At 60.3% G+C, this 19,610-nt stretch carries 20 protein-coding genes; 6 read left to right on the top strand and 14 right to left on the bottom strand.

Going from position 1 to position 19,610, the window contains the following annotated elements; genetic code table 11:
• The first annotated feature begins 181 nt into the window (after positions 1–181).
• Positions 182–985: a methyltransferase domain-containing protein gene (locus tag ACRRSD_RS21850; RefSeq protein ID WP_435035282.1), complete on the top strand. Its 804-nt coding sequence runs from the start codon at positions 182–184 to the stop codon at positions 983–985.
• A gap of 147 nt (positions 986–1,132) precedes the next feature.
• Here ACRRSD_RS21850 and pcaC read toward each other — a convergent pair whose 3' ends face one another.
• From pcaC to pcaR, 11 genes are all read right to left on the bottom strand, one after another.
• A complete protein-coding gene (pcaC, locus tag ACRRSD_RS21845; RefSeq protein WP_007917093.1) occupies positions 1,133–1,525 on the bottom strand; it encodes a 4-carboxymuconolactone decarboxylase in 393 nt (130 codons plus the stop codon).
• A 13-nt stretch (positions 1,526–1,538) separates the two neighbouring features.
• Positions 1,539–2,327, bottom strand: coding sequence for a 3-oxoadipate enol-lactonase (gene pcaD, locus ACRRSD_RS21840; protein WP_435035280.1), 789 nt, complete (start codon positions 2,325–2,327; stop codon positions 1,539–1,541).
• A 12-nt stretch (positions 2,328–2,339) separates the two neighbouring features.
• The gene (locus ACRRSD_RS21835; RefSeq protein WP_435035279.1) at positions 2,340–3,704 is read right to left on the bottom strand and encodes a 3-carboxy-cis,cis-muconate cycloisomerase; all 1,365 of its coding nucleotides are present in this window, start codon (positions 3,702–3,704) and stop codon (positions 2,340–2,342) included.
• Between the two features lie 46 nt (positions 3,705–3,750).
• Positions 3,751–5,046, bottom strand: a complete 1,296-nt coding sequence (locus ACRRSD_RS21830; RefSeq protein WP_007917096.1) for an MFS family transporter — start codon at positions 5,044–5,046, stop codon at positions 3,751–3,753.
• 137 nt (positions 5,047–5,183) lie between these two features.
• Positions 5,184–5,750, bottom strand: a complete 567-nt coding sequence (gene pcaG / locus ACRRSD_RS21825) for a protocatechuate 3,4-dioxygenase subunit alpha (RefSeq protein ID WP_435035278.1) — start codon at positions 5,748–5,750, stop codon at positions 5,184–5,186.
• A 1-nt stretch (position 5,751) separates the two neighbouring features.
• Positions 5,752–6,456 carry a protocatechuate 3,4-dioxygenase subunit beta gene (pcaH, locus tag ACRRSD_RS21820; protein WP_008080089.1) on the bottom strand — a complete coding sequence of 235 codons (705 nt, stop codon included), beginning with the start codon at positions 6,454–6,456 and terminating at the stop codon, positions 5,752–5,754.
• Positions 6,457–6,492: 36 nt separating this feature from the next.
• Entirely contained in the window at positions 6,493–7,698 is a 1,206-nt protein-coding gene (pcaF, locus tag ACRRSD_RS21815; RefSeq protein ID WP_191625105.1) for a 3-oxoadipyl-CoA thiolase, read from the bottom strand.
• Positions 7,695–8,474 carry a CoA-transferase subunit beta gene (locus tag ACRRSD_RS21810; RefSeq protein WP_077571458.1) on the bottom strand — a complete coding sequence of 260 codons (780 nt, stop codon included), beginning with the start codon at positions 8,472–8,474 and terminating at the stop codon, positions 7,695–7,697. The genes pcaF and ACRRSD_RS21810 overlap by 4 nt, the downstream gene beginning before the upstream one ends.
• Positions 8,474–9,331, bottom strand: a complete 858-nt coding sequence (locus tag ACRRSD_RS21805) for a CoA transferase subunit A (protein ID WP_435035276.1) — start codon at positions 9,329–9,331, stop codon at positions 8,474–8,476. Before ACRRSD_RS21805 ends, ACRRSD_RS21810 begins: the two co-directional genes overlap by 1 nt.
• Positions 9,332–9,594: 263 nt before the next feature.
• A complete protein-coding gene (locus tag ACRRSD_RS21800; protein WP_435035275.1) occupies positions 9,595–10,941 on the bottom strand; it encodes an MFS transporter in 1,347 nt (448 codons plus the stop codon).
• A 294-nt stretch (positions 10,942–11,235) separates the two neighbouring features.
• Positions 11,236–12,078: a pca regulon transcriptional regulator PcaR gene (gene pcaR / locus ACRRSD_RS21795; RefSeq protein WP_007917109.1), complete on the bottom strand. Its 843-nt coding sequence runs from the start codon at positions 12,076–12,078 to the stop codon at positions 11,236–11,238.
• 653 nt (positions 12,079–12,731) lie between these two features.
• On the opposite strand from pcaR, the gene ACRRSD_RS21790 reads away from it, so the two are divergent.
• Together ACRRSD_RS21790 and ACRRSD_RS21785 are read left to right on the top strand one after the other, a co-directional pair.
• Complete coding sequence (locus ACRRSD_RS21790; protein WP_008080067.1) at positions 12,732–12,932, top strand: hypothetical protein; 201 nt, start codon at positions 12,732–12,734, stop codon at positions 12,930–12,932.
• Between the two features lie 371 nt (positions 12,933–13,303).
• Positions 13,304–14,779 carry an inorganic phosphate transporter gene (locus ACRRSD_RS21785; protein WP_007917114.1) on the top strand — a complete coding sequence of 492 codons (1,476 nt, stop codon included), beginning with the start codon at positions 13,304–13,306 and terminating at the stop codon, positions 14,777–14,779.
• A gap of 1,033 nt (positions 14,780–15,812) precedes the next feature.
• Here ACRRSD_RS21785 and ccoM read toward each other — a convergent pair.
• Positions 15,813–15,926, bottom strand: coding sequence for a cytochrome c oxidase subunit CcoM (gene ccoM / locus ACRRSD_RS21780; protein ID WP_003222396.1), 114 nt, complete (start codon positions 15,924–15,926; stop codon positions 15,813–15,815).
• Between the two features lie 144 nt (positions 15,927–16,070).
• The gene (locus ACRRSD_RS21775; RefSeq protein WP_273914343.1) at positions 16,071–16,232 is read right to left on the bottom strand and encodes a hypothetical protein; all 162 of its coding nucleotides are present in this window, start codon (positions 16,230–16,232) and stop codon (positions 16,071–16,073) included.
• 182 nt (positions 16,233–16,414) lie between these two features.
• On the opposite strand from ACRRSD_RS21775, the gene ACRRSD_RS21770 reads away from it, so the two are divergent.
• The 3 genes from ACRRSD_RS21770 to ACRRSD_RS21760 all read left to right on the top strand — a co-directional run bounded on the left by ACRRSD_RS21770 (position 16,415) and on the right by ACRRSD_RS21760 (position 19,048).
• Positions 16,415–17,281: a LysR substrate-binding domain-containing protein gene (locus ACRRSD_RS21770; RefSeq protein ID WP_435035271.1), complete on the top strand. Its 867-nt coding sequence runs from the start codon at positions 16,415–16,417 to the stop codon at positions 17,279–17,281.
• A gap of 88 nt (positions 17,282–17,369) precedes the next feature.
• On the top strand, positions 17,370–17,840 hold the full coding sequence (locus ACRRSD_RS21765) for a RidA family protein (RefSeq protein ID WP_435035269.1): 471 nt from the start codon (positions 17,370–17,372) through the stop codon (positions 17,838–17,840).
• Positions 17,837–19,048, top strand: a complete 1,212-nt coding sequence (locus tag ACRRSD_RS21760) for an aminotransferase class V-fold PLP-dependent enzyme (RefSeq protein ID WP_435035267.1) — start codon at positions 17,837–17,839, stop codon at positions 19,046–19,048. Before ACRRSD_RS21765 ends, ACRRSD_RS21760 begins: the two co-directional genes overlap by 4 nt.
• Here the strand turns inward: ACRRSD_RS21760 and ACRRSD_RS21755 are convergent.
• Entirely contained in the window at positions 19,018–19,359 is a 342-nt protein-coding gene (locus ACRRSD_RS21755) for a hypothetical protein (protein WP_003222394.1), read from the bottom strand. The two genes, ACRRSD_RS21760 and ACRRSD_RS21755, sit on opposite strands and share 31 nt — an antisense overlap.
• Positions 19,360–19,610: the final 251 nt, after the last annotated feature.

Here is a 19,610-nt window from a genome sequence, read left to right as displayed (position 1 = left end):
CCTACAGGCAGTTATCGCCATTGGTCAGGAGAAGTGGCACTTCGCCGGCCGGCAGGTAAAGTGACCAAACCTGAAGGAGTCAGGTGCTTCACCCTTTCCGCTTCCGTCGTCGTAGTCGGTCCTCAAGCTGGGAGCCAGGTTGTCATCGGAAGACACCAACGATCACCGGAGGACCACCTCAATGATCTCTCGTCTTGCAACACCCGACTGGGACGCCAAGGCGTACCAGCAGTTTTCCCGTCTCAGGCAACGACCGGTCCATGAACTGCTTGACCGTGTGGACCTGCCGAACCCGCAACGCATCTACGACCTGGGCTGCGGCACCGGCATTGCCACGCAGTTGTTGGCCGAACGCTGGCCGCGTGCGCAGTTGCAGGGCATCGACAGCTCGGCACAGATGCTCGCTGAAGCGCGTTGTCTGCCGCTCAGGGCATCGTGGAAACACTGCAATCTGCTCGATTGGCAACCCGAGCAGCCGGCGGACCTGCTGCTCGCCGCCGCCGTGCTGCACTTTATTGGTGGCCATGAAACGCTGCTGCCGCACTTGCTGGGTTATCTCAACCCCGGCGGCTGTCTGGCGGCGCACATGCCCGACTGGCGCGATGCGCTGTGGTATCGGCTGATGCTCGACACCCTCGAAGACGCCGGCCCGGGCGGCACGCCATTGGGTACACCGGATCTGCGCCAGCGCATGGCGGCGCGACCCTTGTTGGCACTGGAAGATTACTACCGGTTGCTCGCGCCTATGACCACATCGCTGGATATCTGGGAGACGGAGCAATTGCAGGTGGTCGACGGCAAGTCGCCGGTGTACGACTGGGTGAAGGTCTCGGCGCTGCGGCCGGTGATGCAGGCGCTGGATTCAGCGGAACAGACGCGGTTTATTTATCACTACCTGATGCGGGTGCATGAGCACTATCCGCAGGAGGCGGACGGCCATACGCTGTTTGCGTTCAAGCGGATATTTATTGTCGCCAGGGTTTGAATGAGTTGTGCTGATTGATGCGCAACGGCGTCTGCCCCCTTCGCGAGCAAGCTCGCTCCCACATTGGACATGTGTCGATCACAAAACAAATGTGGGAGCGAGCTTGCTCCGGGCGGCGATCCGACGAAAGCGTAATTTCAGGCGCCGTCACTCCCGGGATTCGACTCCTAGCTCATCCCACACCGATTCAGCCAGATGAAACGTCGCATTCGCTGCCGGAATCCCGCAGTAGATCGCGCTCTGCATGATCACTTCCTTGATCTCGCCCCGGCTCACACCGTTATTGGCCGCCGCGCGCAAATGCAGTTTCAGCTCACCCTCGCGGTTCATGCCGATCAGCATGGCGATGGTGATCAGGCTGCGCGTGTGCCGAGGCAAGCCCGGACGTGTCCAGATATCGCCCCAGGCATGCCGGGTGATCATCTCCTGGAACTCCGAGTTGAACTCGGTCAGCGTGGTCAGGCTGCGATCGACATGCGCATCACCGAGCACCGCGCGGCGCACTTGCATGCCTTCGTCGTAACGTTGTTTCTCGTCCACGAAAATCCCCTTATCAGGCGTTTAGAAACGCCAACACACGATCACTGAAATCCGCGCCAGCCTGCACGTTGGACAGGTGCGCCGCATAGAACTCGGCGTATTCGGCGCCGCGTACATGCTCCTGAATGAAATGCCCACCGGCCGGCGGCGTCACCGCATCTTCAGTACCGGCGATCACCAACAACGGCAGGTTGATCGACGCCAGTTGTTCACGGAAATCGGCATCACGCACCGCCGCACAATTGGCCGCGTAACCCTCAGGCGAAGTGGCCGCGAGCATGTCGGTAATCTGCTTGGCAACTGCCGGATGTGCAGCGGAAAAGTCAGGGGTAAACCAACGGGCAATCGACGCGTCACGCAAGGCAACCATCGCTGCTGCGCCATCGCGCAGCACGGTTTCGATGCGTGGATTCCACACCGACGGATCGCCGATTTTTGCCGCCGTGTTGCAAACGATCAGCTTGTTCAGACGATGACCAGCATTGACGCCCAGCCACTGGCCGATCAGGCCGCCCATCGACAGTCCACAGAAATGCGCACGCTCAATGTGCAGTGCATCCAGCAAACCGAGCACGTCGTAACCCAGTTGTTCGATGCTGTAAGGCCCCGGCGTCACCAGCGATTGGCCATGGCCACGGGTATCGAAACGCAGCACGCGAAAGTGCTCGGTGAACGCTGGCATCTGCGCGTCCCACATGTGCAGATCAGTGCCCAGCGAGTTGGACAGCACCAGCACCGGCGCATCGACCGGGCCTTCAATTTGATAGTGCAGTTCGCCATCGGCGAGTTGAACGAAAGCCACAGCCCTCTCCTTTCAGACAGACAATGCGTTGTGTTCGGCCACCGCACGCTCGACCCAGGTTTTCGCCTGACCGAGGTAATGGGCGGGGTTCAAAAGTTGGTCGAGTTCAGCACTGCTCAACTCGGCGGTAACTTGCGGTTCGTCACCGAGCACGGCGCGTAAATGGCGCTGCTCGGCCACCGCGCGTTTGCAGCATTGTTCGAGCAAGTGATGCGCGGTGTCGCGGCCGACCCGTTGCGCAAGAACGATGCTCACCGCTTCGGCCAGCACCAGCCCTTGGGTCAGTTCGAGGTTGCGTGCCATACGTGCTGCGTCGACTTCCAGGCCCTCGGCGAGCAATTTCGCTTGTTGCAGCGAACCCGACACCAGGCAGCAGATTTCCGGCAAGGTTTCCCATTCGGCATGCCACAAACCGAGGCTACGCTCGTGTTCCTGCGGCATGGCGCTGAACAGCGTCGAAACCAGACCCGGCACGCGCGTCGCTGCGCCGATCAACACCGCCGCGCCGACCGGATTGCGCTTGTGCGGCATGGTTGACGAACCGCCCTTGCCCGGTGCCGATGGCTCGAACACTTCTGCCGCTTCGGTCTGCATCAACAGGCTGATGTCGCGGCCGAATTTGCCGAGGCTGCCGGCGATCAGACCGAGCACCGCGCCAAACTCGACCACGCGATCACGCTGGGTGTGCCACGGTTGTTCAGGCAAGGTCAGGTGCAGTTCTTCGGCCAATGCTTCAGCAATCGGCAAAGCCTGTTCGCCCAACGCGGCGAGGGTCCCGGACGCGCCACCGAATTGCAGCACCAACAGACGCGGCTTGAGTTCACGCAAGCGCTGACGGTTGCGAGTCACGGCGCCCAACCATCCGCCGATTTTCATGCCGAGGGTCACCGGCGTCGCGTGTTGCAGCCAAGTGCGGCCGGCCAGCGGCGTCGCAGCATGACGCTGTGCTTGAACAGCGAGAGAGTCAGCGAGTTGCGCCAGATCGCTTTCGATCAAATCCAGTGCCTGCCGCAATTGCAGCACCAGACCGGAATCCATCACGTCCTGACTGGTCGCGCCCAAATGCACATAACGCTCGGCTTCGGCATTGCTGGCAGCAATCTGCTTGCCCAACGCCTTGACCAGCGGAATCGCCGAATTGCCGGCCGTGGCAATCGCCTCGCCCAGCGCCGCGAAGTCATACAGACCGGCATTGCACGCCGCTGCGATCGGTGCCACGGCAGACGCTGGAATCAAACCGACCCGCGCCTCGGCCCGGGCCAGCGCTGCTTCAAAGTCGAGCATCGCCTGCACGCGGCCCTGATCGCAGAACACTTCGCGCATATCGCGGGCAGTGAAGTAGGCATCGAACAATTGATTGCCCGGTCGCTGAGTCATAAACAGTCCTTGCCGGCGCGGGCCATCATGGCCCGCGCACTTCGGGTTAGAGATCGTGGTGCAAATACGCCGCTTGTTTCGGCAAGCGCAGACTGAACAGGAACGCGATCGCCATCATCGCCGTCACGTACCAGTAGAAGGAGTTTTCCATGCCGATGTTCTTCAGGCTCAGGGCGACGAATTCCGCCGAACCGCCGAAGATCGCGTTGGCCACCGCATAGGCCAGGCCGACACCGAGGGCGCGGACTTCCGGCGGGAACATTTCCGCTTTCACCAGGCCGCTGATCGAGGTGTAGAAACTGACAATCGCCAGCGCCACGGTGATCAACACAAAGGCGAGAAACGGGCTGCTGACGCTTTTCAGGCTCAACAGAATCGGCACGGTGAACAGCGTGCCGAGCGCGCCGAACCAGAGCATCGAGTTACGTCGACCGATCTTGTCGGCGAGCATGCCGAACAGCGGCTGCATGCACATATAAAGGAAGAGCGCGCCGGTCATGATGTAGCTGGCGGTCTTGGCGTGCATGCCGGCGGTGTTCACCAGATACTTCTGCATGTACGTGGTGAAGGTGTAGAAAATCAGCGAGCCACCGGCGGTGTAACCGAGCACGGTGATGAACGCGGCTTTGTGATCGCGGAACAGCGCGGCGATGCTGCCGGCGTCCTTGTGTTCACGGGTTTCCTTGTTGGTGGTTTCTTTCAAGCTACGACGCAGGAACAGCGAAATCAATGCCGCCACCGCACCGACCACAAACGGAATCCGCCAGCCGTAGGCGCGCAGGTCTTCCTCGGTGAGGAACTGCTGCAGGACCACTACCAGCGACACCGCCAGCAGTTGCCCGCCGATCAGGGTCACGTACTGGAACGAAGCGAAGAAACCGCGCTGGCCCTTGAGTGCGACTTCGCTCATGTAGGTCGCGGTAGTGCCGTACTCGCCGCCCACCGACAGGCCTTGCAGCAGACGGGCGAACAACAGCAGGACTGGTGCCCAGACGCCGATGTCCTTGTAGGTCGGCAGGCAGGCGATCAGCAATGAGCCGAAGCACATCATCAGAATCGAGATGAGCATCGAGTTCTTGCGCCCGTGTTTGTCCGCCACCCGGCCGAAAATCCAGCCACCGATCGGGCGCATCAGGAAGCCGGCAGCGAACACACCAGCGGTGTTGACCAGTTGCACCGTCGGGTTATCGGAGGGGAAAAACGCCGGGGCGAAATAGATCGCGCAGAAGGCGTAGACGTAGAAGTCGAACCATTCGACGAGGTTGCCGGACGAAGCGCCGACAATGGCGAAGATGCGCTTGCTGCGCTCTTCGCCAGTGTAATGGGAGGTGGTGGTTGTCATTGTTTTTCACTCGATAGGGACAGTGAGAGTCTAGACATACTTTGCAACAGTCCCGTTCCACATCCTATATCGATCGTTCCCACGCTCCGCGTGGTAACGATCATGTAGGCGCTGCCGCAAGCGGCGATCTTTTGATCTTAATAATCGAAGAACACGGTCTCGGCATCAGTGCCCTGCAGAATCACATTCCACTGGTAAACACCCGACGCGTCCTTCTTCGCCAGCAAGGTCGCGCGACGTTCAGCCGGCACACATTCGAGCAACGGATCATCGACGTTGGCCGGCTCGCCTTCAAAGTAGATCCGCGTCAGCAAGTGCTTGACCAAGCCACGGGCAAACACCAGCACCACCAGATGCGGCGCCTGGGTCGACCCCTTCAGGCCTTCAACCGTGCCCGGTTTGATCGTGGTGAAACGGAAGCGCCCTTCCGCATCCACCGGCACCCGGCCAAAACCTTCAAAGTTCGGATCGAGCGGTTTGTCCTGCTCGTCTTCCGGGTGGTCGTACTTGCCGGCGGCATTCGCCTGCCAGACTTCGAGCATGGCGTCGTTAACGACATCGCCGTTGCCATCCAGCACCTGCCCGGTGATCGCCACACGCTCGCCAAGAGTCTGCTCGACGGTGAGGTTTTCGCGGTTCAGCCAGGTCAGGCCGATGTGATAGTACGGCCCGACGGTGTGGGACGTGGTCGCAGTCAGCGTCATCTTATTTCTCCATCGGCGTGGCTTCACGCCCGCGCAGCACGATGTCCCAGCGATAACCGAGGGCGTAGGACGGAATGGTTTTTTCCAGATCGAAACTGGCGATCAGGCGTTCCTTGGCCGAGGTGTCCGGCACGCAGTTGTAGATCGGGTCGTAGGCCAGCAGCGGATCGCCCGGGAAGTACATTTGCGTGACCAGGCGGGTGAGGATGCTCGGCCCGAACAGCGAAAAGTGGATGTGCGCCGGACGCCAGGCGTTGTGGTGGTTGCCCCACGGGTAGGCGCCGGGCTTGATGGTCTGGAATTGATACCAGCCGTCGGCGTCGGTGACGGTGCGGCCGGTGCCGGTGAAGTTCGGGTCCAGCGGCGCATCGTGCAGGTCGCGCTTGTGGTTGTAGCGGCCGGCGGCGTTGGCCTGCCAGATCTCCACCAGAATTCCCGGCACCGGCAGACCATTTTCGTCGAGCACGCGGCCGTGAATGATGATGCGCTCACCTTGTGGCTCGCCTTCATGCTGGGCGGTCAGGTCGTTATCGGTGTCGCCCACGCGCTCGGCGCCGATGGTCGGCCCGGTGATTTCCGACAGCGAGTGCGGCAGAAACACCAACGGCTTCGACGGCGAGCGCAGGTTGGTGGATTGATACGTCGGGTGCAGGTACTCAGGCTGAGTGCCTTCCTGCGGGCGACGGTAACCAGGCTTGTCAGACATTTCGCTTTCCTCTGTTCTTTTTCGTCACGGCTGGCGTCAGACGCGTTCGATGGCCAGGGCCAGACCTTGGCCGACACCGACGCACATGGTCGCCAGACCTTTCTTGCCGCCGGTCTTTTCCAACTGATGCAATGCGGTCAGCACCAGACGCGCACCGCTCATGCCCAATGGGTGACCGAGGGCAATCGCGCCACCGTTCGGGTTGACCTGCGCAGCGTCATCCGCCAGACCCAGCTCACGCAGCACCGCCAAGCCTTGGCTGGCAAACGCTTCGTTGAGTTCGATCACATCAAAATCGCTGACCGCTACGCCGAGGCGCTCGATCAATTTGCGCACCGCTGGCACCGGGCCGATGCCCATCACGCGAGGCGCCACACCAGCACTAGCCATACCGAGCACTTTGGCGCGGGCGGTCAGGCCGTGTTTTTTCACGGCTTCGGCGGAAGCGAGAATCAGCGCAGCGGCACCGTCGTTGACGCCGGAGGCATTGCCGGCGGTGACGGTTTTGTCCGGGCCGTTGACCGGTTTCAGCTTGGTCAGCGCTTCAATCGTGGTGTCGGCGCGCGGATGTTCATCCTGGCTGACCACGGTTTCACCCTTCTTGTGGGCAATCCGTACTTCAACAATTTCTTCGGCGAAGTAACCGGCGGCCTGCGCGGCGGCGGTACGTTGCTGGCTGCGCAGGGCGAAAGCGTCCTGATCGGCGCGCGAGACTTTATAGTCGTCGGCGACGTTGTCAGCGGTCTGCGGCATTGCATCGACGCCGTATTGCGCCTTCATCAACGGATTGATGAAACGCCAGCCGATGGTGGTGTCTTCCAGCTTCATGTTGCGCGAAAACGCTGCGTCAGCCTTGCCCATCACGAACGGTGCGCGGGACATTGACTCGACGCCGCCGGCAATCGCCAGCTCCATCTCGCCGCTGGCAATCGCACGGAACGCCGTGCCGATCGCATCCATGCCCGAAGCGCAAAGACGATTGAGGGTCACGCCCGGTACGCTGTCCGGCAGGCCGGCCAGTAACAGCGCCATACGCGCGACGTTGCGGTTGTCTTCGCCGGCCTGGTTGGCGCAGCCGAGGAATACTTCGTCGATGGCGTTCCAGTCCACCGATGGATTGCGCTCCATCAGGGCCTTGATCGGCACGGCGGCCAAATCATCAGCGCGGACAGCGGACAGTCCGCCACCAAAACGGCCAATCGGCGTGCGAATCGCGTCGCAGATATAAACCTCACGCATCATGCTTCTCCCGGTGCCTGGCCGTGGGCGGCCGCGGTGCGTGCTTCGAGATCACGCAGTGCAGTCAGTTCGACTTCAGTCGGTTCCGCAGTGCTCTCGACGTTGTCGGCAAAACGAATAGCCCAACCGGTGGCCGCGACCACTTGCTCGCGGGTCACGCCCGGGTGCAGTGCGGTGACCACAAATTCGTGGGTGCCCTCTTCCGGCTCCATGATGCACAGGTCGGTGATGATCCCGACCGGCCCGGCGCCCGGCAGGCCCAGACGTTTGCGCGAATCGCCGCCCTCGCCGTGACCGACCGAGGTAATGAAATCGAGTTTGTCGACAAACGAACGCGCCGACTGTTTAAGGATGATCAACACGCTTTTCGCCGAACCGGCAATCTCCGGCGCGCCACCGGCACCCGGCAGGCGCACTTTCGGCGAGAAGTAATCGCCGACCACGGTGGTGTTGATGTTGCCGAAACGGTCGACCTGCGCGGCGCCGAGAAAACCGACGTCGATGCGCCCACCCTGTAACCAGTAGCGAAAAATCTCACCGGTCGGTACGACGGTGTCAGCGGTTTCTGCCAACTCGCCGTCACCGATCGACAGCGGCAGCACGCTCGGCTTGGCGCCAATCGGGCCCGACTCGTAGATCAGCACCACGTCCGGCGAGGAGGTCAGGCGCGCAAGGTTGGCGGCTTTCGACGGCAGGCCGATGCCGACGAAGCACACCGAGCCGTTCTTCAGGCGACGGGCCGCAGCGACGGTCATCATTTCATTGGTGGTGTAAGTCATTACTTGGCCTCCGAAGCAGCGGCCAACTTGGCCTGGAACGCGCTGAAGTCAACGCAGCCATGGATGTATTCTTTGATCCACGCGGTAAACGTCTCACGGTCACGGGCGATCGGATCCCACGCCTGATAGAAACGATTGTCGCGCTCGGTGTAACCGTGGGCGTAGGACGGATGCGCACCGCCGGGAACGTGGCAGACCGCGCTCAAAGCCCAGGTCGGCAGGACACAGGCGTTCATTGGCGCGTTGAGGTCGTCGACAATTTCTTCCACGGTGACGATGCAGCGCTTGGCGGCCAATGCGGCTTCTTTCTGTACGCCAAGGATGCCCCACAGCAGCACGTTGCCCTGGCGGTCGGCTTTCTGTGCGTGGATCACGGTCACGTCCGGGCGCACCGACGGCACGGCCGCCAGCACTTCACCGGTGAACGGGCAAGTGACGGATTTGATCAGCGGATTGACCTTCGGCAGGTCGGAACCGGCGTAGGCACGCAGCACCGCGAACGGTAGGCCGGATGCGCCGGCGACGTAGGCGTTGGCCAGGTCGGCGTGGCTGTGCTCTTCGATTTCCAGCGCGTGCGGCCATTGCTTCTCGACCGCGTCACGCAGACGGTGCAGGGAACCCACCCCCGGGTTGCCGCCCCAAGAGAAAATCAGTTTGCGCGCGCAACCGGCACCGATCAATTGGTCGTAGATCAGGTCAGGGGTCATCCGCACCAGTGTCAGATCTTTCTTGCCCTGACGAATGATTTCATGACCTGCGGCCGTAGGGATCAGGTGAGTGAAGCCTTCGAGCGCAACGGTGTCACCATCGTTGACGAATTGCTTCACCGCGTCGTGCAGCGAAAGGATCTCAGCCATGGAGCGGGCTCCTGTTTTTGTAATGAATCGCCAGTGATAAAAAAGGCGCGAGGTTCAGCGCCGGAGTCACTGCAGATTAAGCCTGGGAAAATCGCCAAACAATCCGATAATCGACTGAGTGTTCGTTTATCGAACAGATTGTTGTCAACCTATCGGTTCGTGTTGCCTGCAAAAGATCGCAGCCTTCGGCAGCTCCTACAGGGTTACGCGTTCACATGCAGGAGCTGCCGAAGGCTGCGATCTTTTCGCTTTACATCGAAATATCAGGTCGCATCCGCATGACTGACCATGCCTTTGATCAGCACCGCCGCCGTCGCCAACGCCGCCGGAATCACCAACGCCGTCAACACCTGCTCAAAATTCCAGCCAAGGCCCAACAAGGTCGCGCCCATCCACGCCCCGAGAATCGCGCCAAAGCGGCCAATCCCCAGCATCCACGAGACCCCGGTCGCCCGCCCCTGCGTTGGATAGAACCGCGCCGCCAGCGACGGCATCGCCGATTGCGCACCGTTCACGCACATCCCCGCCACCAGCACCAACGTCGCCAGCAACGTGATGTTGCCCAGGCTCTGCCCCACCGCGTAGGCAAACACCCCGGCCAGCAGGTAGAACGTGCCGATGACCTTGTGCGGATTGAAGCGGTCCATCGCCCAGCCCACCGCCACCGCGCTCAAAACCCCGCCGAACTGGAACAACGCACCGATAAATGCCGCCTGTTCCATGCTCGCGCCACTGTCACGCATCAGCGTCGGCAGCCAGCTGGTCAGCAGATAAACAATCACCAGGCCCATGAAATAGGTCAGCCACAGCAGCAACGTGCCGGTGCTGTAGGTACCGGAGAAAATCACCGCGAACACGTTGCGCGCCTTGACGGTTTTCTGTTCCGGCACGCTGAAGCTTGCGGCCTGGGCGACGGTGAGCGGATCGATCGGCGCCAGGGTCTTGCGGATTTTGTCGGTGCCACGGTTACGGACTACAAGGTAACGCGCCGATTCCGGCAACCAGAACAGCAATACCACGGCGAGGATCAATGGCAGAACCCCGCCAATCAGCAACAGGCTGTGCCAGCCGAACGCTGGGATCAGCTTGGCGGAAATAAACCCGCCACCGGCCATGCCCAGGTTGAAACCGCAGAACATGCTGGTCACCAGCAGCGACTTCTTGCGCTCCGGGGTGTATTCCGAGAGCAGTGTGGTGGCGTTCGGCATCCCCGCGCCCAAGCCGAGACCGGTCAGGAAGCGCAGCACCAGCAGCTGTTCAACGTTAGTGCTGTAAGCCGACGCAAGGCTGAAGGCGCCGAACAGAACCACAGCGCCCACCAGTACGACTTTTCGTCCAAAGCGGTCAGCCAACGGGCCGGAACCCAATGCACCGAAAACCATGCCGATCAACGCAGCACTCATCACCGGGCCGAGGCTGGCGCGGTCGATGCCCCAGTCCTGCGACAGCGCCGGGGCAATGAAGCCCATCGCGGCAGTGTCGAGGCCATCGAGAAAGACAATCAGGAAACACAGGATCACCACCCGCCATTGATAGCGCGAGATCGGTTGGGCATTGATGAAGGTCTGCACGTCGAGGCAGTTACCCACAGCGGACTGAGGCTGGTTCATTATTTTTATTCCACGCAGAAAACGCAGTCGAACGGCGGCCGGCCAGAGAGCGGCACGGTCACAAGAATAGAAGGTCTGGATCAGGCGTTGCGGGAAACCCGGCAACAGCGGGTGGAGCGGAGACAGTCGGGGAGCATGCGCATAGTGAGTTGCCTCTTGTCGTTATTATGGGAGTCGACAGTCCGGCGGGCTCATTCACATCAGCGCCGGATGACGCTGCCGCGACATTAATGATCCGGGGGTTTTAGCGTCAATTCGATAAACGCAACACTGTGCGTTTATCGAACAGCTTCATCAGGCAAACAACTGCGCACTGAGGTCGCGACTGGCACTGAGCAAGCCCGGCAGGAAGCGCTGCTCCAGCTCGGTACGACTGACGCGACCGGCGTGAGTACTGACGTTGAGCGCCGCGACCACTTGGCCGGAAGCGTCATAGACCGGCACGGCAATCGAACGCAGGCCTTGTTCCAGTTCCTGATCGACGATGCACCAGCCCTGCTGCCGCACTTCCTGCAGGCATTCGAGCAACGCATCAGGGGTATGGATCGTGCGGCTGGTCTTGGCGACCAGTTCGGCGTGATCGAGATATTCACGCAACGATGTGTCGTCCAGTGCCGCCAAGAGAATGCGGCCCATCGATGTGCAATACGCCGGCAAGCGCCCTCCCACTGACAGGTCCACCGAAATCAACCGCTGGGTGGTCGCCGAACGGGCGATGTAGAGAATGTCGTCGCCCTCGAGCGTGGCCATGTTGCAGGCTTCGTGCAGTTGCTCGCTCATGCGGTCGAGGTACGGTTGGGCCGACACCGCCAACGGCGTCGACGACAGATACGCGTGGCCGAGGGTCAGCACTTTGGGCAGCAATGAATAAGTGCGACCGTCAGTGGTGGCGTAGCCAAGCTTGATCAGCGTATGCAGGCACCGGCGCACGGCCGCGCGGGGAATCTCCGTCCGGTGGCTGATCTGGGCAATGGTCAGATGGCGTTTGCGCTCCTGAAACGCCTGCACCACGGCCAGGCCTCGAGCCAGCGAGGTCATGAAATCCGGATCACCGGTCAGCGCCTGGATGCGTTTGGCCGGCGAGGCGACGATCGGCGGCGCCACGGAGGTGAAAGAGTTGCGCATTTGATCGTTCATTTCTTGTCCTTTTATCCGGCACGGATCAATCGGCTATACAAGCGGCTCGCCGAGAAATGCACAAGCGTCGAACCAGCAAGATTGGGCGATTATCGAACCGTCGACCGATAATCGCAAACGGTCGTGCGGCTCGCTTCAAACGCGCCAAGGGTTCAGCTCAACTTTGGCTTTTATCTGAATCTCTGCCTTAGTTGTTCGACTAAATGGCGCCAAAAACAGATCGCTCGCTAAATAGTGGGCGTCCTGCACTTCAACTTGCGACAAAAGTTGCGAGTAACAAAACAATCACACATCCGGAACCGTTTTTAACTTGGCAAAGATAGTCATTCCTGAATCGACCGCTATAATGCACCTCAGTGGCGCCTCGTTTTTAATGGTCGAGGTCGCCACCCGCTGCGGCGATGTCCATCGCCAACAGCCCGGCCAGCGCCTGACGCGCATCACTCATGCAACGCCTGCGCTCGCTGAAACAGGAAACTGATGCTGCGTCAGTTTTTATCTGGTGCCGTAGCCGCCTGTAACACGGAAGTCTTGATCGCCCCACCAATTACACCGATGCCCTCTTTCGGCGTTGGACTCGCGGTGGTGCCGTTCAATCGATTCGTTGCAGTGCGTTTCACCAGACACTTAACTCAACTCATACAGGTAGCACTGTGACGAAAGACGAACTGCGCGCGGAACTTGAGCGCCAGGAACAACGTTACAAGGAAGTTTACGGCGGGGAAGTCACCACCTACGCCGCTCAGCCCGAACCGGAACGCAAAGCGTGGCGTAAACGCCCGACCGTTCAGGATCAGGTCTTCAAGCAAGAAATCGAAAAGATCGAAAAGGAACTCAAAGCCGAAGAGCCTTGAGCACGGTTTTGGGTCTTTTGAGGTTTGCGTCCACACCGGCTACAAGCGCGGTGGAACGACGATGCCTTGCGCGCCCGCTACCCGCGGGCAGCGGCCATCAACCGGTCTGACAGACTGAGGTCGGGCGTCCTACACGTTTCACAGATATTTCAGACAAGCGTTTGAGCCCCTTACGCATGGCTGAAATCACCTGTAAAAAAACGTTTTTCCCAACAAAATCAATGCCTTGAAAAACCCTGTGTTGCGCTTGGTTTTCATGTACTGCAACAAATTAAATCGAAGAAGTGTGTAACCGATGAGCAGGTAGGGCATCGATTTCCAGTCTTTTCTGGCATAATCGCGCCCCCTTACGACCGGGTCAGAAAACCTTCATGATCGATTTATTCAGCGGACTGGATGCTTGGGTGCTTGTGAGCCTCTTGCTCGCCCTGACGTTTGTCCTCGCCTTCGAGTTCATCAATGGATTTCATGACACCGCTAACGCGGTAGCCACTGTTATCTACACCAAAGCCATGCCGCCTCATCTGGCGGTGTTCTTTTCCGGTGTGTTCAATTTCCTCGGCGTGTTGCTGGGCGGCGTTGGCGTGGCGTATGCCATTGTCCATTTGCTCCCGGTTGAGCTGCTGATCAATGTGAACACCGGCCATGGCCTGGCGATGGTGTTCTCGTTGCTCGCCGCGGCAATCGCCTGGAACCTGGGCACCTGGTACTTCGGTATCCCGGCTTCCAGCTCGCACACCCTGATCGGCTCGATCCTCGGTGTTGGCCTGGCCAATGCCCTGATCAACGACATTCCGTTGGCTGACGGCGTGAACTGGCAGAAAGCGATCGACATCGGCGCCTCGCTGGTGTTCTCGCCAATGGCCGGTTTCCTGATCGCCGCGCTGATCCTGATCGGGCTGAAGTGGTGGCGTCCGCTGTCGAAGATGCACAAGACCCCGGAACAGCGCCGCAAGATCGACGACAAGAAGCATCCGCCGTTCTGGAACCGTCTGGTGCTGGTGATCTCGGCCATGGCCGTAAGCTTCGTGCACGGCTCCAACGATGGCCAGAAAGGCATCGGCCTGATCATGCTGGTGCTGATCGGTATCGTCCCGGCGCAGTTCGTTCTCGACCTGAACAGCACCACCTACCAGATCGAACGCACCCGCGATGCGACCCTGCACCTGAGCCAGTTCTACCAGCGCAACGCCGATTCGCTGGGTGAATTCCTGGCCCTGGGCAAGAGCGTGGAAGGCGACCTGCCGGAGAAATTCCGCTGCAACCCGCAGCAGACCGAACCGACCATCAGCGCCCTGCTGCACACCCTTAAAGGTGTAGCGGACTATCACTCGCTGTCGTCGGAAAGCCGCATTGAAGTGCGTCGTTACCTGCTCTGCCTGGACGACACTGCGAAGAAGGTTGGCAAGCTGCCTGGCCTGGAAGCCCGTGAAAAGGCTGACCTCGACAAGCTGCGCAAAGACCTGACCACCACCACCGAATACGCCCCGTTCTGGGTGATTCTGGCGGTCGCCCTGGCTCTGGGCCTGGGCACCATGGTTGGCTGGAAGCGCGTGGTACTGACCATCGGCGAGAAGATCGGCAAGCAAGGCATGACCTATTCCCAGGGCATGTCGGCGCAGATCACTACTGCCAGTTTGATCGGTATGGCCAACATCTTCAGCCTGCCGGTATCGACCACGCACGTGCTGTCGTCGGGCGTGGCGGGCACCATGGTCGCCAACAAGAGCGGCCTGCAGGGTGGCACGGTTCGCACCATTCTGTTGGCGTGGGTGTTGACCTTGCCGGCGACTGTGGCGCTGTCGGCTGGGTTGTTCTGGCTGGCGTCGAAGGCGTTGGGTAGTTGATAGATAGCGGGACATGAGAAAGGCGCGATTCGAGAGGATCGCGCCTTTTTTTGTGTTTGGGGGATTGGGGTTGGGGTTGGGGTTGGGGGCATATCCGTTTTTGCGGGTGCTGCCGCAGGCGGTTTCGCTCTTACAGCGAGTCACCTTTTCCAAACGCCGAAAAGGTAACCCAAAAGGCTTTGCCCCGGCGTACGGCACTTCGCTGAGGCTCAGTGTTCCCTCGCTACGGTGTCCATCCGGGGGCATCGCCTACGGTTTGCTTCGCTGCACCTCCTCTCGATGAATGCGGCTACGCCGCACGGCGCTGCGCGCCTAACCCCCGGATGAACACCTTCGCTCGGCCTGCCGAAGGGGCAAAAGATCAAAAGCCAAAGCCAGATCAAACGCCAGATCAAAAGCCCCTCACCCTAGCCCTCTCCCAAAGGGAGAGGGGACTGACCGAGGTGATTGCGAGAGATACGCCGATGTGAAATACCGCGTTGAACTCAGGTTTTGAAACGCCCGAAAATCGGCTCCCTCTCCCTCGGGAGAGGGCTGGGCGGGCGGCGTTCCGATGAGGGGTAGCAACAACTCAAATCAAAAGCCGAACACCCGCGCTCTTCCCCACTCAATAGGCCGAGTGTCAGCTCGCCTGCTCTTGATCTTGATCCACGGGCGACATCGGAAGGCTGAGTGGAGGGATTGATCCGGGCGTGGGAGCGCAGCGACCGTTTGGCGCAGCCAAACACAGCGAGAGGAGGTGCAGCGAAGCAAACCGTAGGCGCTGCGCCCGGATCGGTCCCGGAGCGAAGGAACCCCGAGCCCCAGCGAGCGGGCCGCACGTAGGAGCAAGCGTTTTTTTGCTTACTTTTTTGAGGCGTTTGTCAAAAAAGTGAGTCGCCGTCAGGGCGAAACCCTAAGCCGCCGTTACCTAAATAACGGATATACACACCCAACAACCACAACATGGTCGGCCCAAAGGCCGCCAAGTCAAAAAAAAAGGGGCAACCGAAGTCGCCCCAAAATGCCTTGCGTGCTCATCAATCCAGAAGAATCACTTCTTGCGCTTATTCGCATCCTTCCAGATAAAAAATCCAAACCCTGCAAAAAACAGAACCATCAGCCCTACAGTCAGGACCCCGGCAAACACCACGTTATCGAAAAACATGACTGGCCTCCTGGCCCTGCTCTGCTGCGATGGAACTAAGTTACCAAACACACAGGCGCACAAATTGACCGGGATCAATACCAGCAACGAAGGAGAGTAAAGGAGGGAAAATAACTGACCTGCATCAACGGATGCAGGAGGAGATCAGCGCTTTTTCGGCTTGTTTTTCGACTTTTTCCTGGCTTTTCCCAACGGCATCGCCTGTTCGAACGCCTGGCGCACTTCGTTCAGCCGCTTCTCATTGAGGTCGTGAACACGCTTGGCGCGTTCAGTGCTGAGGTCAATCAGTTTGTCGTCTTGGCTCATGGCGTCAGTACATCACTTGAAAGAATCACAACTGCCACATCACCGGCAGGACTGCGCCAATAATGCAGCCTGATGCCCACACTGACCAGCCATTGCCAGCGACGGCCGATAACAATTGATGTACCCAACCACAGTTTTGCCCGCAGAATCTGCGCTTTGCACCAAACCCGAGGATGCTTGCCGTGCCCTTGCACCAGGATCTGCCACCGCTGATGGCCTTGCGCGTCTTTGAGGCCGTGGCCCGCCACTTGAGTTTCATCAAGGCTGCCGACGAGTTGTCGGTGACGCAAAGTGCGATCAGCCATCAGGTGCACAAACTTGAAGCGTTTCTTGATCAGCGGCTGTTTGTCCGGCGTACCCGGGCAATCGATCTGACACCCGCCGGCGCGGCCTATTATCGCCAGATCGAGCCGGCACTCGCGGCCATCGCCGCGGCCAGCCGCGAATTGCGCAGCAATCAACACACGACCTTGCGAATCGGCCTGCTGGCGTCCTTTGCCACCCTGTGGCTGGCCTCGCGACTCAGCGACTTTCGGGCGAAATACCCAGACATCCATGTCGAACTGATCCCCGCCGTGCAATTGGCCGACGTCAAGGGTGGCGAGGTCGATCTGGCCATTCGCTACGGCAAGGGCCATTGGCCGGACGTGCAAGCCCGGCGCTTCATGACTGAAACCCTGACACCGGTGTGCAGCCCGGCCTTCAAGTGTCAGGGCGTGGAAAACGGCCCCTTGCTGATGGCCAAATCACTGCAACCGTTCGAATGGACTGACTGGAGCCAGCACAGTGGCATCGATCTGGCGCAGGTGCCGAGCGTCATGCTCCACGACTACAACATCGTGGTCGAATCAGCCATCGCCGGCCAAGGCATCGCCATGGGCCGGCAATGCCTGATCGCTCGCCGTCTCGAGGAAGGCACACTGGTGCCGGCCTTTGATACCGCACCGATGCAGGGAGAGATCGGCTATTGGCTGGTGACGCCGGACCGTCCCTTGTCTGAACCGGCAGCGTGTTTCAGCCAATGGCTGGATGAAGCCGCAGACGCATGAGCCATTTCGATACATCGGATTAAATCTATCCGTTTGTCGCCCTTCCCTCGTTTCAACATGCTGAGGCCTTCATTCAGGAGGCTTCACCATGAGCGAATCACTCAGCCAGCGAGTCGAGCAACTCGGCCTGCATCTGCCAACGCCGAGCCAGCCGATCGCCAACTACGTCAACCACGTTGTCACACGAAATCTGCTGTACATCTCCGGACAGATCCCGTTGATCGACGGCAAGCCGGCTTTTATTGGCCGCTTGGGCGAAGCGATTTCCGAAGAGGAAGGCGTCAGCGCCGCCGAATTGGCAGCGTTGGGCTTGCTCGCGCAACTGGGCGATGCGCTGGGCGATGACCTGTCGAAACTTTCGCGCACAATTCGCCTCGGTGTGTTTATCGCCGCGTCAGCTGACTTTCAGCGTCAGGGCGTGGTGGCCAATGGCGCGTCGAACCTGCTGGTCAACGCGCTGGGCGACAAGGGCCGGCATGTCCGCACCGCCGTCGGCGTCTCCAGCCTGCCCGCTGGCGTAGCCGTAGAAGTCGACGCGATTTTCGAGCTCAAGCCGTGAACAGCGAGGACGTCGAACGCTTGCGAGCCGCCACGCCCGGTTGTGCGCGGATCATTCACTTCAATCATGCGGGTTCGTCGCTGCCGAGCCAGGCCACCCTTGATGCGATTGTCGAGCAACTGCAACGCGAAGCAATCTGCGGACCGATGGAGGCCGCCGACCTGCACATTCAACAGCGAGCACGCCACGCCGCCGCCCACCTGCTCAATGCCGAACCCGAGAGCATCGCCTTCACCAGCAGCGGTTCGGCCGCGTGGAGTCAGGCGTTCAATGCGCTGGGCCCGTGGCAGGCGGGTGAGCGGATTCTGGTCGGGCGCCATGAATGGGCCGGCAATCTGGCGTGCATCGCCGAAGCGGTGAAGGCCGGGGCACGCCTGGAGGTGATTCCCTGTGATGCCCACGGCGCGGTCGACCCGCAGGCGCTGGCGCAGATGATCGATCGCAACGTGCGGCTGATCGCGTTGACCTGGCTGCCCGCTAACGGCGGCCTGATCAATCCCGCCGTGCAGATCGGGCAGGTCGCGCACCGACACGGCATTCCCTACTTCATCGATGCCGGTCAGGCTTTGGGGCAGTTGCCCTGCGATGTCCAGACCTTGCGCTGCGATGTGCTCAAAGGCGCCGGACGCAAGTACCTTCGAGGCCCGCGTGGCACCGCGCTGCTTTATGTGCGGCCAGGCTTCATGCAACGTTTGCTGCCGGTGCAGCGCGATGTGCTGTCGGCACCGTGGGACGGCCAGCGCTTTACCCTGCGCGACGACGCGCGGCGTTTCGAGACCAGTGAAGTGTCATTGGCGCTGCTGGCCGGACTGGCCAATGCACTGGAGGAACACAACCGCATCGGCGCGCTGGCGATTCATCGGCGAATCGAACAGATGAGCCGCACACTGCGCCAACGCTTGCAGGATATTCGCGGGCTTTCGCTACAGGACCTCGGCCGCGACCATCAGCGCTCCGGGCTGATCGCCTTTACGCTGGAGGGCTGGGATTGTCTGGCATTGAAGCAGGCACTGGCGGCGCGGGGGATCAACATTGGCGCCAATGGCGTGGCCTATACGCCGCTGGACATGCAGACGCGAGGACTTGAGAACATTGCGCGGATTTCTCTGAGTTATCTGAACACCGAGGCAGAAATCGACGTCTTGCTGGCACATCTGACGGAACTGGCCGCCCAGCCTCAGATTTCGATATCGACCCACAAGCCCTGACGCGGCTGATCTTCCATCAGCGGCACCACCGGCACAGTGTTGTCGGCGTTCAGCTCGGTGCCGGGCACGGCCAGGTGTTCTTCCGGGTCTTCGTCAGCTTCGCGACGACGGCGATCACGTTCTTGCTGACGGCGCTGCTCTTCACGCGCCAGCAGGCGATCCTCTTCCGGATCACGCTTTTGCAGATCGATCGTGCTTTCGTTGGAGCTTTCCTGCACCGGCACCACCGGAGGAATGTCCGGCCGCTGGCGGATCGGATCCTGCTGGGAAGTGATCGGCACAGCGCTCAGGGGGAGCATCGGTGGCAACATATAAGGGGTCTCCTGTCAGCAGGCTATCGGCGTGGGCGATGATGGCTTTAGCCGCCGGTCGCAAACTTGTGACCGGGTTGGCACTGTAGGAGCTGCCGCAGGCTGCGATCTTTTAATGGGACAACACGGATTCCAAGTGTTCCCCCAAGATCAAAAGATCGCAGCCTTCGGCAGCTCCCACCCCAGTATTCCTTTGGCCTCAGGGTCGCATTCCGTTAAGATAGCCCGCTTTTTCAAGGTGGGAGTCAGGC

The organism is Pseudomonas neuropathica, from assembly GCF_051174785.1.
Classification (GTDB): Bacteria; Pseudomonadota; Gammaproteobacteria; order Pseudomonadales; family Pseudomonadaceae; genus Aquipseudomonas; species Aquipseudomonas neuropathica_A.
This window is presented reverse-complemented; position numbering and strand designations above follow the sequence as displayed.

Bases quoted from the DNA above. Each gene is read 5' to 3' on its own strand.
- ACRRSD_RS21850 (WP_435035282.1), top strand. From the start codon at position 182: ATGATCTCTCGTCTTGCAACACCCGACTGGGACGCCAAGGCGTACCAG.
- ACRRSD_RS21835 (WP_435035279.1), bottom strand. From the start codon at position 3,704: ATGACTCAGCGACCGGGCAATCAATTGTTCGATGCCTACTTCACTGCC.
- ACRRSD_RS21830 (WP_007917096.1), bottom strand. From the start codon at position 5,046: ATGACAACCACCACCTCCCATTACACTGGCGAAGAGCGCAGCAAGCGC.
- pcaG (WP_435035278.1), bottom strand. From the start codon at position 5,750: ATGACGCTGACTGCGACCACGTCCCACACCGTCGGGCCGTACTATCAC.
- pcaH (WP_008080089.1), bottom strand. From the start codon at position 6,456: ATGTCTGACAAGCCTGGTTACCGTCGCCCGCAGGAAGGCACTCAGCCT.
- pcaF (WP_191625105.1), bottom strand. From the start codon at position 7,698: ATGATGCGTGAGGTTTATATCTGCGACGCGATTCGCACGCCGATTGGC.
- ACRRSD_RS21810 (WP_077571458.1), bottom strand. From the start codon at position 8,474: ATGACTTACACCACCAATGAAATGATGACCGTCGCTGCGGCCCGTCGC.
- ACRRSD_RS21805 (WP_435035276.1), bottom strand. From the start codon at position 9,331: ATGGCTGAGATCCTTTCGCTGCACGACGCGGTGAAGCAATTCGTCAAC.
- ACRRSD_RS21800 (WP_435035275.1), bottom strand. From the start codon at position 10,941: ATGAACCAGCCTCAGTCCGCTGTGGGTAACTGCCTCGACGTGCAGACC.
- pcaR (WP_007917109.1), bottom strand. From the start codon at position 12,078: ATGAACGATCAAATGCGCAACTCTTTCACCTCCGTGGCGCCGCCGATC.
- ACRRSD_RS21785 (WP_007917114.1), top strand. From the start codon at position 13,304: ATGATCGATTTATTCAGCGGACTGGATGCTTGGGTGCTTGTGAGCCTC.
- ccoM (WP_003222396.1), bottom strand. From the start codon at position 15,926: ATGTTTTTCGATAACGTGGTGTTTGCCGGGGTCCTGACTGTAGGGCTG.
- ACRRSD_RS21775 (WP_273914343.1), bottom strand. From the start codon at position 16,232: ATGAGCCAAGACGACAAACTGATTGACCTCAGCACTGAACGCGCCAAG.
- ACRRSD_RS21765 (WP_435035269.1), top strand. From the start codon at position 17,370: ATGAGCGAATCACTCAGCCAGCGAGTCGAGCAACTCGGCCTGCATCTG.
- ACRRSD_RS21755 (WP_003222394.1), bottom strand. From the start codon at position 19,359: ATGTTGCCACCGATGCTCCCCCTGAGCGCTGTGCCGATCACTTCCCAG.